This window comes from Streptomyces sp. RKAG293 (genome assembly GCF_023701745.1).
GTDB lineage: Bacteria > Actinomycetota > Actinomycetes > Streptomycetales > Streptomycetaceae > Actinacidiphila.
On sequence record NZ_JAJOZB010000001.1, the window covers coordinates 3,402,130 to 3,415,354 of the forward strand.

A 13,225-nucleotide genomic window follows, 5' to 3' on the forward strand; every position below is an offset into this window, starting at 1 on the left:
GGCGGCGTCCCGCCGGGTCCCGGTCCCGCTCAGCGGTGACCCGGCGGGACGCGCCTGCCGGGCTCCGGGGCGCGCTTCACGAAGTCCGGGACGGGCGCCGCGCTCTGCTCCGGAAGGCGCGCGGCGCTCTTCGGCGCCCCGAACAGCATCCGGCGGGCGTCCGCCCGCGCCTCGCGTACGGTCACCCGCACGGTGCGCAGCGCGTCCTGAACGATCTGCCGGGCCTCACCGACCGCCCGGCCGGCCGGCGCGAGCACTTCGCGCCGCGTCCAGCGGCCGGCGGCACGCGCGGCGTCGGCGGCGGGTACGACGACGGTGTGCCACACCCAGCGCGCCGGATCACCGATCAGGGTCCGCGCCAGCCACTTCAGCCCGCGCCCCGCCGCCCGCGAGATGTACCCGGCGACCCGCCAGGCATGGCCGAGCGCGGCGGCGATCTCCCGCCCCACGGGGGCCAGGACATAGCGGTAGAGCGCCACGAGCGGCACCACGACCAGATACCCCAGCAGCCAGCCGACGGCCGTGCCGACGGCCTCGGCCGACCAGGTGAGGGCTGTGCCGAGCGCCCGCACCGACCACACTGCGGCCCGGCCGAGCGGCGTCAGCACGTACCGGTGGAACGCGACCACCGGCACCACGAACAGGACCCGCCCGAGCCACAGTGCGGCGGTGCCGGACGCGCGGGCCGTCCAGACCGCGGCGTGGCCGAGCGGAGTGAGCACATAGCGGTAGAGGACCACGGCCGGTACGGCGACCAGGTAACGGAGCAGCCAGCCGGCGGCCGTGCCGAGCGCCCGCACCGACCACCGGGCGCCGTGGCCGGCCGGCGTCAGCACGTAGCGGTACAGGAGCACCAGCGGAACGACGATCAGCACGCGCAGCAGCCACCGCACGGCCGCGCCGGTGCCGTGGCCGGTGGCCGCGAGGGCGGCGGCCAGAGCGCGGGCGGCGGGGGCGAGGACGGCGCTGTGGAGCAGCCGCAGCGGCCGGACGAGGAGGTGGGTCACGAGCAGGGCGACCCCGGTGCCGAACAGCCGCACCAGCGCGGCCAGACCGGATCCGGTGGCGCGCAGCGACCACGTCACGCCCTGGCCGAACGGCGTCAGGACGTAGCGGTACAGGGCGCAGAGCGGCACCACGACCAGCGTGCGCACCAGCCACCGGGTGGCGGTGGCGGTGCCCCGGCCGGCCGGGACGAGTACCGCCGTCCAGAGCCGGACGAGTGGGGCGGCGATGAGCACGCGGCCGAGCCGGGCGAGGGCGCCGCCCAGCCATCTGAGGGCGCGGCCGGTGCCGCGGGCCACGGCGCCGAGCGGTTCGACGACGATGCGCCGCCACAGCCAGCCCAGGGCGGCGCCCAGGGCGCGGCTCAGGGCGGCGAGCGCGTCCCACGCCATCCGCACCGGAAGGATCACGACGAGCGCGAAGATCCGCACCGGCATCCGTATCGCGACCGTCAAGCAGCCCTGGTTGGTGTTCTGTTCCCCCGTCACGCTCATGCGCGCACGGTACGGGACGCCGGCCGGAACCCAGAAGCGGAGGGGCCCCGGTCCGTGCGCCCGGGGCCCCGCCCTACGTCCCCGTGCCCGTCAGACGGCCGCCGGCGCGGTGTTCTGCTCGGTGTCGGGGTCGATCCCCTGGAGGTACTCCTCGGTGATCTCCTTCGGCCCGAACGGCCAGACCTTCTCGAAGCGGGCCCAGAGGAAGAAGGCGACGCAGCCGAGGGCGACCCACGCCAGGGACCACTCGATGGGGTGACGGCCGGGCGAGTTCTTGTCCGCGTAGCCGTAGATCACCAGCCAGCCGACGAGGGCGATGAAGCTCGGCAGCGGGTAGAGCCACATCTTGTACGGCCGGTGCAGACCGGGCTGGCGGCGGCGCAGCACCGAGACGGCGAGGATCTGCGCGAGCGCCTGGACGATCACCATGACGGTGGTGAGCAGCTGGATGAGGGTGGCCAGATCGGTGTGGCGGCCGATGAGGAAGCCGATCGCCGTGATGACGCCCATGGTGGCCAGGCCCAGCATCGGGAAGCGGTGCTTGGCGTGCAGCTTCCCGTACTGGCGGAAGAAGACGCGGTCACGGGCCGCGTCGTAGGGCACCCGGGAGCCGCCGAGGAGTCCGGTGAAGACCGAGGCGAAGGCCGTGATGAGGATGAGGACCGTGACGGTGTCGGCGGCGCCCTTGCCCCAGGTCTTCTCCATGACCGCGGAGGCGACCGACGAGGAGGCGATGTCGTCGGCGTTGAGCATCCGGTGCCAGTCGATGACGCCGAGGGTGCCGATCTGGAGCAGCAGGTAGATCCCCATGATGCCGAGGATCGAGAAGATGATGGAGCGCGGCAGGATGCGCCCGGGGTCCTTGATCTCGGCGCCCATGTACGCGGTGGTGTTGTAGCCGAGGTAGTCGTAGATGCCGATGGTGAGGCCCGCGGCGAAGCCGATCCAGAAGGTGTGGCTGGTCAGTTCGAAGGCGTGCGCGGGGTAGGTGAAGGCCAGGTCCGCGTCGAAGTGCGTGAACGCGGCGAGGATGACGAGCGCGACCGACAGGATCATCACGCACCACATGACGGCGGTGATCCGGGCGATGTGCTCGATGCCGCGCCACAGCAGCAGGACGACGAGCGCGATCATGCCGAGACCGACGGCGTCCCCCGCGTTCTGGCCCATGTCGGGGGCCAGATAGCCGAGGTACTGGACGAAGCCGACGACTCCGGTGGACATGATCAGCGGTATGAAGAGCATGGCCGTCCAGACGAACAGGAACGGCATGAGCTTGCCCGAGCGGTACTGGAACGCCTGCCGGAGGTAGACGTACGAGCCGCCGGAACCGGGCATCGCCGCGCCCATCTCGGCCCAGATCAGACCGTCGGCCAGGGCCAGCACGGCACCGGCCAGGAAGCCGATCACGGCCTGCGGCCCGCCGAACGCGGCGACCATCAGGGGGATGGTGACGAAGGGTCCGATGCCGCACATCTGGCTCATGTTGATGGCGGTGGCCTGGAACAGGCCGATGCGGCGGACAAAGCCGCCGGCGGGTGGCGGGGAGCCGGACACGGTGCCTCCCTGGGCAGGTGACGGGGACGGGGAGCGGACTGCCGTTTCGCCAGTGCAGGGGTTCGCCTCGGCGCCGGGCGTGCTTAAGTTAAGTACCTTTACTTGATGCGTCAAGGGGTCACGGCGATATGCATGAGAATGGTTCGATGAGCAGCAGCGACGGCGGTGCGGAACAGCCCTGGAACCGGCAGCGACTGCGCAGCAGCAACGAGCGGCTCCTGCTGGAGCGGCTGCGGACCGGCGGTGTCGCCTCCCGCGCCCAACTCGCCCGCGAGACCGGCCTGTCCAAGCCGACGGTCTCCAGCGCCCTCGCCTTCCTCGAACTGGCCGGTCTGGTCCGCGAAGCCGGGCTGCACACCCCCGAACGCGGCCGCGTCGCCGTGCTCTACGCCCCCGACGCCTCCGCCGGCTACGCGCTCGGCATCGACATCGGCCGCGCGTGGCTGCGGGTCGCACTCGCCGACCTCGACGGAACGGTCGTCGCCCGCGCCGACGTCCGCAACCGCGCCCGCAGCTCCGCCGCGATGGCCGACCTCGTGGTCGCCACCTCCCACCAGGTCGTCGCCGACTCCGGCGTCGCCCCCGCCAAGGTCGCCCACGCGGTGGTCGGCACCCCCGGCGTGTACGACGAGGCGCAGCGCCGGGTCCGCTACGCCCAGCACCTGCCCGGCTGGGGCCGGGCCGGCCTCTTCGACCGGATGCGGGACGAACTCGGCGTACCGCTGGCCGTCCACAACGACGCCAACCTGGCCGCGCTCGGCGAGTACACCTTCGGTGTCGGCGCGGGCAGCAGGCTCTTCGTCTACGTGATGATCGGCACCGGCCTCGGCATGGGCGTGGTCTCCGAGGGCCGGCTGTTCACCGGTGCGCACGGCGCGGCGGGCGAGATCGGCTATCTGCCGTGGGCTGGCCCCGGCCACCACCGGCCGGACACCCCGGACACCCTGGAGGGCGCGGTGGCGGCCGACGCCGTCGTCCAGGCCGCCCGCGGGCTGGGCATGAGCGGCCCGCTCACCGCCAAGGACGTCTTCGACGCGGCACGGGCCGGGGACGTCGCGGCCGTGGCCGCCGTCCGCCAGGAGGGCGAACGGCTCGCGCACACGGTGGCGGCGGTGGCGGCGGTGCTCGACCCGGACCTGGTGGTGCTGGGCGGGGGCGTGGGGCACAGCGCGGACCTGCTGCTGAGCACGGTCCGGGACACCCTGCGGGCGCTGACACCGCTACGACCGAAGGTCGTTCCGAGCGGGCTGGGCGAGGACGCGGTGGTACTCGGCGCGGTGGCAACGGCGCTCGGGACCGCGCGGGACGTGGTGTTCGAACAGCGGTCGGCGTCGTCCTAGGACGACGCCGACCGCTGCGGTTGTTACTTGACGACCGTCAGCGGGAGCAGCTTCTTGCCCGTCGGGCCGATCTGGATGTCCAGGTCGAGCTGGGGGCAGACGCCGCAGTCGAAGCACGGGGTCCAGCGGCAGTCCTCGACCTCGGTCTCGTCCAGCGACTCCTGCCAGTCCTGCCAGAGCCAGTCCTTGTCGAGGCCCGAGTCCAGGTGGTCCCAGGGCAGGACCTCTTCCTCGGTGCGCTCGCGGGTGGTGTACCAGTCCAGGTCGACGCCGGTGCCGGGGAGCGCCTTGTCGACGGCCCGCATCCAGCGGTCGTAGCTGAAGTGCTCGCGCCAGCCGTCGAAGCGGCCGCCGTCCTCGTACACCGCGCGGATGACCGCGCCGATCCGGCGGTCGCCGCGGGAGAGCATGCCCTCGACGATGCCGGGCTTGCCGTCGTGGTAGCGGAAGCCGATGTTGCGGCCGTACTTCTTGTCGTTGCGGATGGCGTCCCGCAGCTTGGCGAGCCGGGCGTCGGTCTCCTCGACGCCGAGCTGGCCCGCCCACTGGAACGGGGTGTGCGGCTTGGGGACGAAACCGCCGATGGAGACCGTGCAGCGGATGTCGTTCTGCCCGGTGACCTCGCGGCCCTTCTGGATGACGTTGCGCGCCATGTCGGCGATCTGCAGGACGTCCTCGTCGGTCTCGGTGGGGAGCCCGACCATGAAGTACAGCTTCACCTGGCGCCAGCCGTTGCCGTACGCGGTGGCGACCGTACGGATCAGGTCCTCCTCCGAGACCATCTTGTTGATGACCTTCCGGATGCGCTCACTGCCGCCCTCGGGGGCGAACGTGAGGCCGGACCGGCGCCCGTTGCGGGTCAGCTCGTTGGCGAGGTCGATGTTGAACGCGTCGACGCGGGTGGAGGGCAGCGACAGGCCGACCTTGTCCTCCGTGTAGCGGTCCGCGAGGCCCTTGGCGATCTCGCCGATCTCGCTGTGGTCCGCCGAGGAGAGCGAGAGCAGCCCGACCTCCTCGAAGCCGGTCGCCTTGAGGCCCTTCTCGACCATCTCGCCGATGCCGGTGATGCTTCGCTCCCGCACGGGGCGCGTGATCATGCCGGCCTGGCAGAAACGGCAGCCGCGGGTGCAGCCGCGGAAGATCTCGACGGACATCCGCTCGTGGACGGTCTCCGCGAGCGGGACCAGCGGCTGCTTCGGGTAGGGCCACTCGTCGAGGTCCATGACGGTGTGCTTGGACACCCGCCACGGCACGCCCGAGCGGTTGGGGACGACGCGGGAGATCCGGCCGTCCTCCAGGTATTCGACGTCGTAGAACCGGGGGACGTACACCCCGCCGGTCTTCGCGAGCCGGAAGAGCACCTCGTCACGGCCGCCGGGACGGCCCTCGGCCTTCCACGCGCGGACGATGTCGGTGATCGCCAGCACGGCCTGCTCACCGTCGCCGATCACCGCGGCGTCGATGAACTCCGCGACCGGCTCCGGGTTGAAGGCCGCGTGGCCGCCCGCGAGCACGATCGGGTCGTCGAGGGTGCGGTCGGCGGCGTTGAGCGGGATGCCGGCGAGGTCGAGCGCGGTGAGCATGTTGGTGTAGCCGAGCTCGGTCGAGAAGCTCAGGCCGAACACGTCGAACGCCTTGACCGGACGGTGCGCGTCGACCGTGAACTGCGGGACCCGGTGCTCACGCATCAGGGCCTCCAGGTCGGGCCACACGCTGTACGTGCGCTCGGCGAGGACGCCCTCACGCTCGTTGAGCACCTCGTAAAGAATCATGACGCCCTGGTTGGGCAGCCCGACCTCGTACGCGTCCGGGTACATCAGCGCCCAGCGCACATCGCAGGCGTCCCAGTCCTTGACGGTGGAGTTCAGCTCCCCACCGACGTACTGGATGGGCTTCTGGACGTGCGGGAGAAGCGCTTCCAGACGGGGGAAGACCGACTCGACAGGCATCAGAGATGTCTTTCATCAGCGGGCAGGGGGACCCTCAAGACTAGCGCGCCTTCGGAGTCACCCTCGCCCCGTGGAAATCCCGGCTGTGCGCCGCACCGGGTCACGGCCGGAAGTCGGCCTCGCGCCAGCGGTCGGGGAGCTGCTCCTCCACCTCGATCGCGCGGGCCCGTTCCAGCTGGCTGAGCGCGCCGTACGGGAAGGCGCTCTCGCCCGCCGCTACGGCCTCCTCCGCCAGCCGGGCGATCGCGACCCGGCACATCACACTGTCCTGGTGTTCGCCCAGCAGCTGCTGCACGGACTTCATCCGGGCGGTGTGGTCCTTCGCCGGGGAGCCGAGCACCGGGCGGGCGGCCTCGGCGCAGTAGCGGGCGCGCTTGGCCGCCTTGCGGGCCTCGTGCAGCGCCAGATCGCGCTCCTGACCGCGTTCGACGGCCATGGCGGCCTCGATCAGCCTCCGCAGCCGGCGGTGGTCCCGGCGTACGGCCTTCTGCACCGCGGGCGTCGCGGGCGCCTTCGCGCCCTCCAGGTACGGCGGGTCCGCGAGCAGTGCCTCGACGGTGTCCAGCACCTGGAAGTAGTGCGGGCCGCCGAGCACCCGCAGCACGGCGGCGTGCGTCTCGCCGTGTGCCTTGGTGCCCTCCGCGAGCAGCCGGCTGCGCAGCGTTTCGTCGATCAGGTCCGGGGCGAGCTCCGCGAGCCGCTCCTGCAGCCGCTCGGCCAGCACCTCCCGGTCGCGTTCCGTGCCCAGCACCGCGCCGAGCCACTTCAGCTCCTCGCCGACCGGGTCGGTCACCACCCGGTCCAGCTCCCGGCGGAAGGTCTTCAGCGCGCTGCGGGCGCGCCGGGCCGCGACCCGCATCTGGTGCACGGCGTCGGGCTCGGCCCGCCGGACCTCGGGGTCGAGGGTGATGAGGGCCCGCAGCTGCTCGTGCAGATAGGCCAGCGCCGCGTCTCCTGCGGTGCGGAGCTCGGCGGGCGGTCCCGGCGGGACGGTCGCGGCCGTCAGCCGGTCGCCGAGGGCGCGGGCGAGCTTGGAGGGCGAGTCCGACCGGTGCAGGCCCGCGGCGGCCAGCCGCTGCTCGACGGCGTCGAGGAGCGCGGGCTTGCCGCCGACGAGCTCGACCTCGAACTCGGTCCAGGTGATCGCCACGGCCCTGTTCGCCGGTCCGGCTCCCAGCAGCTGCGCGGTGACGTGATCATGGGCGATCTCCGCCAGGGGCTCCCCCGCCGCGTCCAGCAGATGCTGCCGTTCGCGGTGGTTCTTGAGCCGCACGACGGGGATCAGCCGCCGCCCCCGGGTGTGCACGGCCACCTCGGCGGCCAGGTCCTTCGGGACGGTGCGGGTCGCGCGTCCGAGCGGGGCGTGCACCTCGGTGCGGGTGTCGGCCTCGGTGGTCGGCAGTTTCAGATGCCAGCCGGCGTCGTCCCCGCCGGTGCGGCGGCGCAGGGTGATCCTGCGGGCCGCGAGGCGCAGGTCCTCGGTGTCGAAGTAGACGGCGTCGAGTTCCGCCGGATCCAGGACACAGCTGCTGAAGACCTTGGGCAGCCCGCTGAGATCGGGCGGCTCGAACCGGCCGTCCGCTTCGTACTTGCGCTCGGTCTCCCGCACACGCTTGCCCATGAAGGGAACGTAGTCGCGGGTTCCGCTGCGGGCAATGGTGCGTACCTTGCCACCGGCCGGTTCGTTCCGGCCGGTGGCGGCGATCAGGCGGACATCGGGCGCTGTATCCGGACCGCCTGCAGCAGTCCGATGGCGATCCAGATCGCGAACATCGACGAGCCGCCGTACGACACGAAGGGCAGCGGCAGGCCGGCGACCGGCATGATGCCGAGCGTCATCCCGATGTTCTCGAACGCCTGGAACGCGAACCAGGCGACGATGCCGGCCGCGACGATCGTGCCGTACAGGTCGGTGGCGCTGCGGGCGATCGCGCAGGCCCGCCAGACGATCAGCCCGAGCAGGACGATGATCAGGGCGGCCCCGACGAAGCCGAGCTCCTCGCCGGCGACGGTGAAGACGAAGTCGGTCTGCTGCTCGGGCACGAACTGGCCGGTGGTCTGGCTGCCGTGGAAGAGCCCCTTGCCGAACAGGCCGCCGGAGCCGATCGCGATGAGCGCCTGGTGGGTGTTGTAGCCGACGCCCGCGGGGTCCAGGGCGGGGTTGGCGAACGCCGCGAACCGGTCGACCTGGTACTTGTCGAGCACGCCGAGCTGCCAGATCAGCCCGGCGCCCACGGCGCCCGCCGAGATCAGGCCCAGCACCCAGCGGTTGGAGGCGCCGGAGGCGAGCAGCACCCCGAGGATGATCACCGCCATCACCATCACCGAGCCGAGGTCCGGCATCAGCATGATGATCGCGATGGGCAGCGCCGCCCAGGTCAGGGCCTGGAGGACGGTGCGGTGGTCGGGGTGCACGCGGTCGCCCGCGTCCACCCGGGCCGACAGCAGCATCGCCATGGTCAGGATGATGGTGATCTTCACGAACTCGGACGGCTGCAGCGAGAAGCCGCCGCCGATCACGATCCATGAGTGCGCGCCGTTGATCGTGGTGCCCAGCGGGCTGAGCACCGACAGGATCAGCAGCACCGAGATCACGTAGAGCACCGGCACGACGCCGCGCAGCCGGCGGTGTCCCAGCGCCACGACGCCCGCGGCGAGGCCGAGGCCGATGCCGGTGTTCATCAGATGGCGCAGCAGGAAGTAGTACTGGTCGCCGTGGGTGAGGTTGGTGCGCCCGCGGGTCGCCGAGTAGACGAGCAGCGTGCCGATCGCCGACAGCGCGAGCGCGGAGCCCAGCAGGACCCAGTCCATCCGGCGCAGTATCGAGTCCCGGGCGAGCAGTTTGCCCAGGGTGCTGCGTTCCGGGGTGAAGCGGCGGATCGTGTAGCCGCTGGCGCTCATGAGAGGTACCTCCGGCCCAGCAGGAGCTTGTCGTCGCGGCCGGGAGTGAGCGCGGCGAGCACCGGGCCGCCGGCGGGCACGGAGGGTGCGCCGGACGACGGGGCGAAGGTGGTGACGGCGGACGCGGCCCGGACGACGGAGCCGTCGTCGGTGAACTTCGGCAGCTTCGTCTCGGGGGTCGGCAGCAGCGCCTTCTTGTTGTCGATCGAGCCGTTGGCCTGGATGCCGTACATCGCCTCGTAGATCTTGCGGATCGCGGGGCCCGAACCGCCGGAGCCGGTGCCGCCCTGCGAGATCGTCATGACGATCGCGTAGTCCTTGGTGTACGTCGTCAGCCAGGACGTCGTCTGCTTGCCGTCGACCTCCGCGGTACCGGTCTTGGCGTGCAGCTGGATCTTGTCCTGCGGCCAGCCGGCGAAGCGCCAGGCGGCGGTACCGCTGGTGATGACGCCGGCGGTGGCCTGGTTGATGTACTTCAGGGTCTCGGCGCTGTCCGGCAGCTTGCCGGTGGCCTTGGGCGCGATGGGCTTGACCGTCTTGCCGTCGGCGCTGACGATCGCCTTCCCTATGGTCGGCTGGTAGAGCGTGCCGCCGTTGGCGAGGGCCGAGTAGATCCGCGCCATCTGGACCGGGGTGACGAGGGTGTCGCCCTGGCCGATCGCGAAGTTGACCGAGTCACCGGCGCGCATCACATTGCCGTCCACGCAGTTCTCACGGGCGATCTGCGTCGCGTAGTCCTGCTTGTTGGTCTTCCCCTCCCGGCACCAGTAGTCCACGTTGGCCTCGTAGTAGGCCTGCTTCCACTGGCGGTCGGGGACCCGGCCCTTGACCTCGCCCGGCAGGTCGATGCCGGTCTTGGCGCCCAGGCCGAACTGGTGGGCGGTCTTGTAGAAGAAGTCCTTGGGGTTCTTGGGCTTGGTGCCGCCGTCCGCGAGCCACTGGTTGTACGAGAGGCCGTAGAAGACGGTGTCGCAGGAGATCTCCAGCGCCTTGCCGAGGTTGATCGCGCCGAAGCTCTCGCCCTCGAAGTTCTTGAACAGGCGGCCGCCGATGGTCATCGACGAGGTGCAGGGGTAGGCGCCGTCGAGCGGGTATCCGGCGTTGACGGCAGCCGACGTGGAGATCACCTTGAAGGTCGAGCCGGGCGCCGACAGGCCCTGGATGGCCCGGTTCAGCAGCGGGTAGTTCGAGTCCTTGCCGGTCAGCTGCTTGTAGCTGGCCGGGGAGATGCCGCCGACCCACGCGTTCGGGTCGTACGTCGGTGCGCTGGCCATCGCGATGACCTGGCCGGTGTGCACGTCCATGACGGTGACCGCGCCCGAGTCGGCCTTGTAGTTGGTGCCGGTGACGGTGTCGAAGGTCTTGCGGGCCTCCACCATCGCGTCGTTCAGCTCCTTCTCGGCGACGGCCTGGACGCGCGAGTCGATGCTGGTCACCAGGTTGGCGCCGGGTTCCGCGGGCGTGTCGCCCGCCCGGCCGATCACCCGGCCGAGGTTGTCCACCTCGTAGCGGGTCACACCCGCCGTACCGCGCAGCGCCGCGTCGTACTGGCGCTCCAGGCCGGAGCGGCCGACCTGGTCCGAGCGCAGCAGCGGGGTGCCGTTCTTCTGCGAGGAGGTGATCTCGTCGTCCGTGACGGGCGAGAGGTAGCCGAGCACCTGCGCGGCGTTCGCCTTGCTCGGCGCCGGGTAGCGGCGGACGGCGGTCGGCTCCGCGGTCACCCCGGGGAAGTCCTCGCGGCGCTCCATGATCTGCAGCGCCTGCTGGGTGGTGGCCTTGTCGGTGATCGGGATCGGCTGGTACGGCGAACCGTTCCAGCAGGGCTGGGGGGTCTTGGCGTCGCAGAGCCGGACCTTGGCGATGACGTCGGCGGGCGGCATGGCCAGCACCGCGGCGAGCCGGGTGAGGACGGCCTTGCCGTCGTCCTTCTGCTTGAGCAGCTCGGTGCGGCTGGCGGAGACCACCAGCCGGGTCTCGTTGTCGGCGATGGGCACACCGCGCGCGTCCAGGATCGCCCCGCGGACCGCGGGGGTGACGACCTGCTGGATGTGGTTGCTGGCGGCCTTCTCGGTGTACTCGTCACCGTTGCGGATCTGCAGGTACCACAGCCGTCCGCCGAGGGTGAGCAGCAGCGAGAAGACCAGGATCTGCAGGATGACCAGGCGGATCGTGACGCGGGAGGTGCGGCCGGTCTCGGGAATGTTAGACATCGGCGCGCTGCGCCTTCCTCGCGGGATTCGTGGCGGTGGGGTGCCCCATGCCGGAGGCCAGGGGAGGGTGGGCGCTCACAGTCGGCGGCCTCCCTTGGCGATGGAGCCGACCCGGCTGCCGCGGCCGACCCGGCCGAGCAGTCCGGCGCGCTGGCTGCCGATGCGGCTGCCGTAGCCGCCGGCCGCGTCCTCGGCGAGCGGATCGTTGTCGAAGCGTCTGGCCAGTGCCATCACCAGCGGGACGATGAACGGGGCGAGCAGCAGGTCGTAGACGGCCGCGGTGAACAGCAGCTTGGCGAGGCCCACGTGGGCCCCGGCGGTGTCGCCGACGAGGGCGCCGACGCCCGCGTAGAGCAGGGTGCCGCCGATCGCCGCCGCGACGACGACGAGCATCGGCATGGCGGCGGTCCGCAGCTGCCCGGTCTCCGGCTTGGCGAGGCCCGCCAGATAGCCGATGACGCACAGCACGAGTGCGTACCGGCCCACGGCGTGGTCGGCGGGCGGTGCGAGGTCGGCGAGCATGCCGGCGCCGAAGCCGACCAGCGAGCCGCCGACGTGGCCGTAGGTCAGCGCGAGGCCGAGCACGGTGAGCAGCAGCAGGTCGGGTACCGCGCCGGGCAGGTGCAGCCGGGCCAGCACGCTGACCTGGACGACCATCGCGACGACGACCAGGACGGTGGAGAGCAGGATCCGGTTGAGTCGCATGGTCAGCTCCTGGTGGTGGGCGCACCGGAAGGGGTGGCGCCCGGCTTCCGCGCCGGCGGGGCGACCTTGGCCGCGGTGGGCGACGGCGTGGGCTTGGGCGGCAGCACGCTGTCGCGCGGGTCCGTGCGCGGACCCTCGACGACGACGCCGACGATGTCGAGCCGGGAGAAGCCGACGTACGGCTCGACCTGGACCGTACGGGTCAGGCTGCCCGCGGACGGGTCGATCGCGACGACCCTGCCGACCGGGACGCCGGGTACGAACGGCTTGCCGGCCTGCGAGCCGAAGGTGACCAGCCGGTCGCCCTTGCTCACCTTGGCCTTGCCGTTGAGCAGCTGGACGCGCATCGGCCGGTCGCCCTGGCCGGTCGCGAAGCCCAGTTCCATCGAGCCCTCCATCCGGGTCCCGACGGTGAAGTCCGGGTCGTTGGCGAGCAGCACGGTGGAGGTGGAGGGTCCGACGGTGGTGACCCGTCCGACCAGGCCGTCGCCGTTGATGACGGTCTGATCGCGGAGGACTCCGTCAGCGCTTCCGGCGTCGATGGTGACCGTCCAGGAGAATCCCTGGGCGGCTCCTATGGCGATGATCTGAGCGCCCTTGATCGCGTACTGGCCGGCTCCCGCGGTCTTCAGGAGCTGGTCCAGTTCACGGGCCTTGTTGCGGGTGATGTCCTTGCTGCCGAGCTGCTGCTTGAGCTCCGCGTTCTCGCGTTCCAGGCGGCTGATCGTGCTGTGCCGTCCCCCGGAGTCGCGCACCGCGGAGATCGCGTTGCCGACCGGGTCGACGGCGGACGCCACACCCTTTTCGACAGGTCCGAAGGCCGAGGCCGCCGCCTGTCGGGGGCCGTCCATCGGTGACTGTTCGCCTCCGCGGATGTCCACGGTGATCAGTGCGAACGCGATCGCGATCAACAGCACCAGCAGAAGCCGGCTCTCTCGTGTGTCCCTCACGGGCGCCAGTCCGTGCCTTCCTCGAACGGACCGGTCGGCTGCGGTCCCCGGCCGGTCGAAGTGTGTGACGCAGTGAGAACGATCCCGCGGGCCGGCGGGCAGTCACCCGCACGC

At 71.5% G+C, this 13,225-nt stretch carries 9 protein-coding genes; 1 reads left to right on the forward strand and 8 read right to left on the reverse strand.

Going from position 1 to position 13,225, the window contains the following annotated elements; all coding sequences use genetic code 11:
• Positions 1 to 29: 29 nt before the first annotated feature.
• A complete protein-coding gene (locus LNW72_RS15110) occupies positions 30 to 1,499 on the reverse strand; it encodes a hypothetical protein (protein WP_250975896.1) in 1,470 nt (489 codons plus the stop codon).
• A 90-nt stretch (positions 1,500 to 1,589) separates the two neighbouring features.
• On the reverse strand, positions 1,590 to 3,056 hold the full coding sequence (locus LNW72_RS15115) for an APC family permease (protein WP_250975897.1): 1,467 nt from the start codon (positions 3,054 to 3,056) through the stop codon (positions 1,590 to 1,592).
• A gap of 146 nt (positions 3,057 to 3,202) precedes the next feature.
• On the opposite strand from LNW72_RS15115, the gene LNW72_RS15120 reads away from it, so the two are divergent.
• On the forward strand, positions 3,203 to 4,396 hold the full coding sequence (locus LNW72_RS15120; protein WP_250975898.1) for an ROK family protein: 1,194 nt from the start codon (positions 3,203 to 3,205) through the stop codon (positions 4,394 to 4,396).
• 23 nt (positions 4,397 to 4,419) lie between these two features.
• Here the strand turns inward: LNW72_RS15120 and LNW72_RS15125 are convergent, their stop codons facing one another.
• The 6 genes from LNW72_RS15125 to mreC all read right to left on the reverse strand — a co-directional run bounded on the left by LNW72_RS15125 (position 4,420) and on the right by mreC (position 13,111).
• Positions 4,420 to 6,345: a TIGR03960 family B12-binding radical SAM protein gene (locus LNW72_RS15125; protein WP_250975899.1), complete on the reverse strand. Its 1,926-nt coding sequence runs from the start codon at positions 6,343 to 6,345 to the stop codon at positions 4,420 to 4,422.
• Between the two features lie 100 nt (positions 6,346 to 6,445).
• The gene (locus tag LNW72_RS15130) at positions 6,446 to 7,966 is read right to left on the reverse strand and encodes a CYTH and CHAD domain-containing protein (protein WP_250975900.1); all 1,521 of its coding nucleotides are present in this window, start codon (positions 7,964 to 7,966) and stop codon (positions 6,446 to 6,448) included.
• Between the two features lie 83 nt (positions 7,967 to 8,049).
• Entirely contained in the window at positions 8,050 to 9,246 is a 1,197-nt protein-coding gene (gene rodA / locus LNW72_RS15135; protein WP_250975901.1) for a rod shape-determining protein RodA, read from the reverse strand.
• Positions 9,243 to 11,456, reverse strand: a complete 2,214-nt coding sequence (mrdA, locus tag LNW72_RS15140; RefSeq protein WP_250975902.1) for a penicillin-binding protein 2 — start codon at positions 11,454 to 11,456, stop codon at positions 9,243 to 9,245. The genes rodA and mrdA overlap by 4 nt, the downstream gene beginning before the upstream one ends.
• A 75-nt stretch (positions 11,457 to 11,531) precedes the next feature.
• Complete coding sequence (gene mreD / locus LNW72_RS15145; protein ID WP_250975903.1) at positions 11,532 to 12,161, reverse strand: rod shape-determining protein MreD; 630 nt, start codon at positions 12,159 to 12,161, stop codon at positions 11,532 to 11,534.
• Between the two features lie 2 nt (positions 12,162 to 12,163).
• Positions 12,164 to 13,111, reverse strand: a complete 948-nt coding sequence (gene mreC / locus LNW72_RS15150) for a rod shape-determining protein MreC (protein WP_250975904.1) — start codon at positions 13,109 to 13,111, stop codon at positions 12,164 to 12,166.
• Between the last annotated feature and the right edge of the window lie 114 nt (positions 13,112 to 13,225).

Bases quoted from the DNA above. Each gene is read 5' to 3' on its own strand.
- LNW72_RS15110 (WP_250975896.1), bottom strand. From the start codon at position 1,499: ATGAGCGTGACGGGGGAACAGAACACCAACCAGGGCTGCTTGACGGTC.
- LNW72_RS15120 (WP_250975898.1), top strand. From the start codon at position 3,203: ATGAGCAGCAGCGACGGCGGTGCGGAACAGCCCTGGAACCGGCAGCGA.
- LNW72_RS15125 (WP_250975899.1), bottom strand. From the start codon at position 6,345: ATGCCTGTCGAGTCGGTCTTCCCCCGTCTGGAAGCGCTTCTCCCGCAC.
- LNW72_RS15130 (WP_250975900.1), bottom strand. From the start codon at position 7,966: ATGGGCAAGCGTGTGCGGGAGACCGAGCGCAAGTACGAAGCGGACGGC.
- rodA (WP_250975901.1), bottom strand. From the start codon at position 9,246: ATGAGCGCCAGCGGCTACACGATCCGCCGCTTCACCCCGGAACGCAGC.
- mrdA (WP_250975902.1), bottom strand. From the start codon at position 11,456: ATGTCTAACATTCCCGAGACCGGCCGCACCTCCCGCGTCACGATCCGC.
- mreD (WP_250975903.1), bottom strand. From the start codon at position 12,161: ATGCGACTCAACCGGATCCTGCTCTCCACCGTCCTGGTCGTCGTCGCG.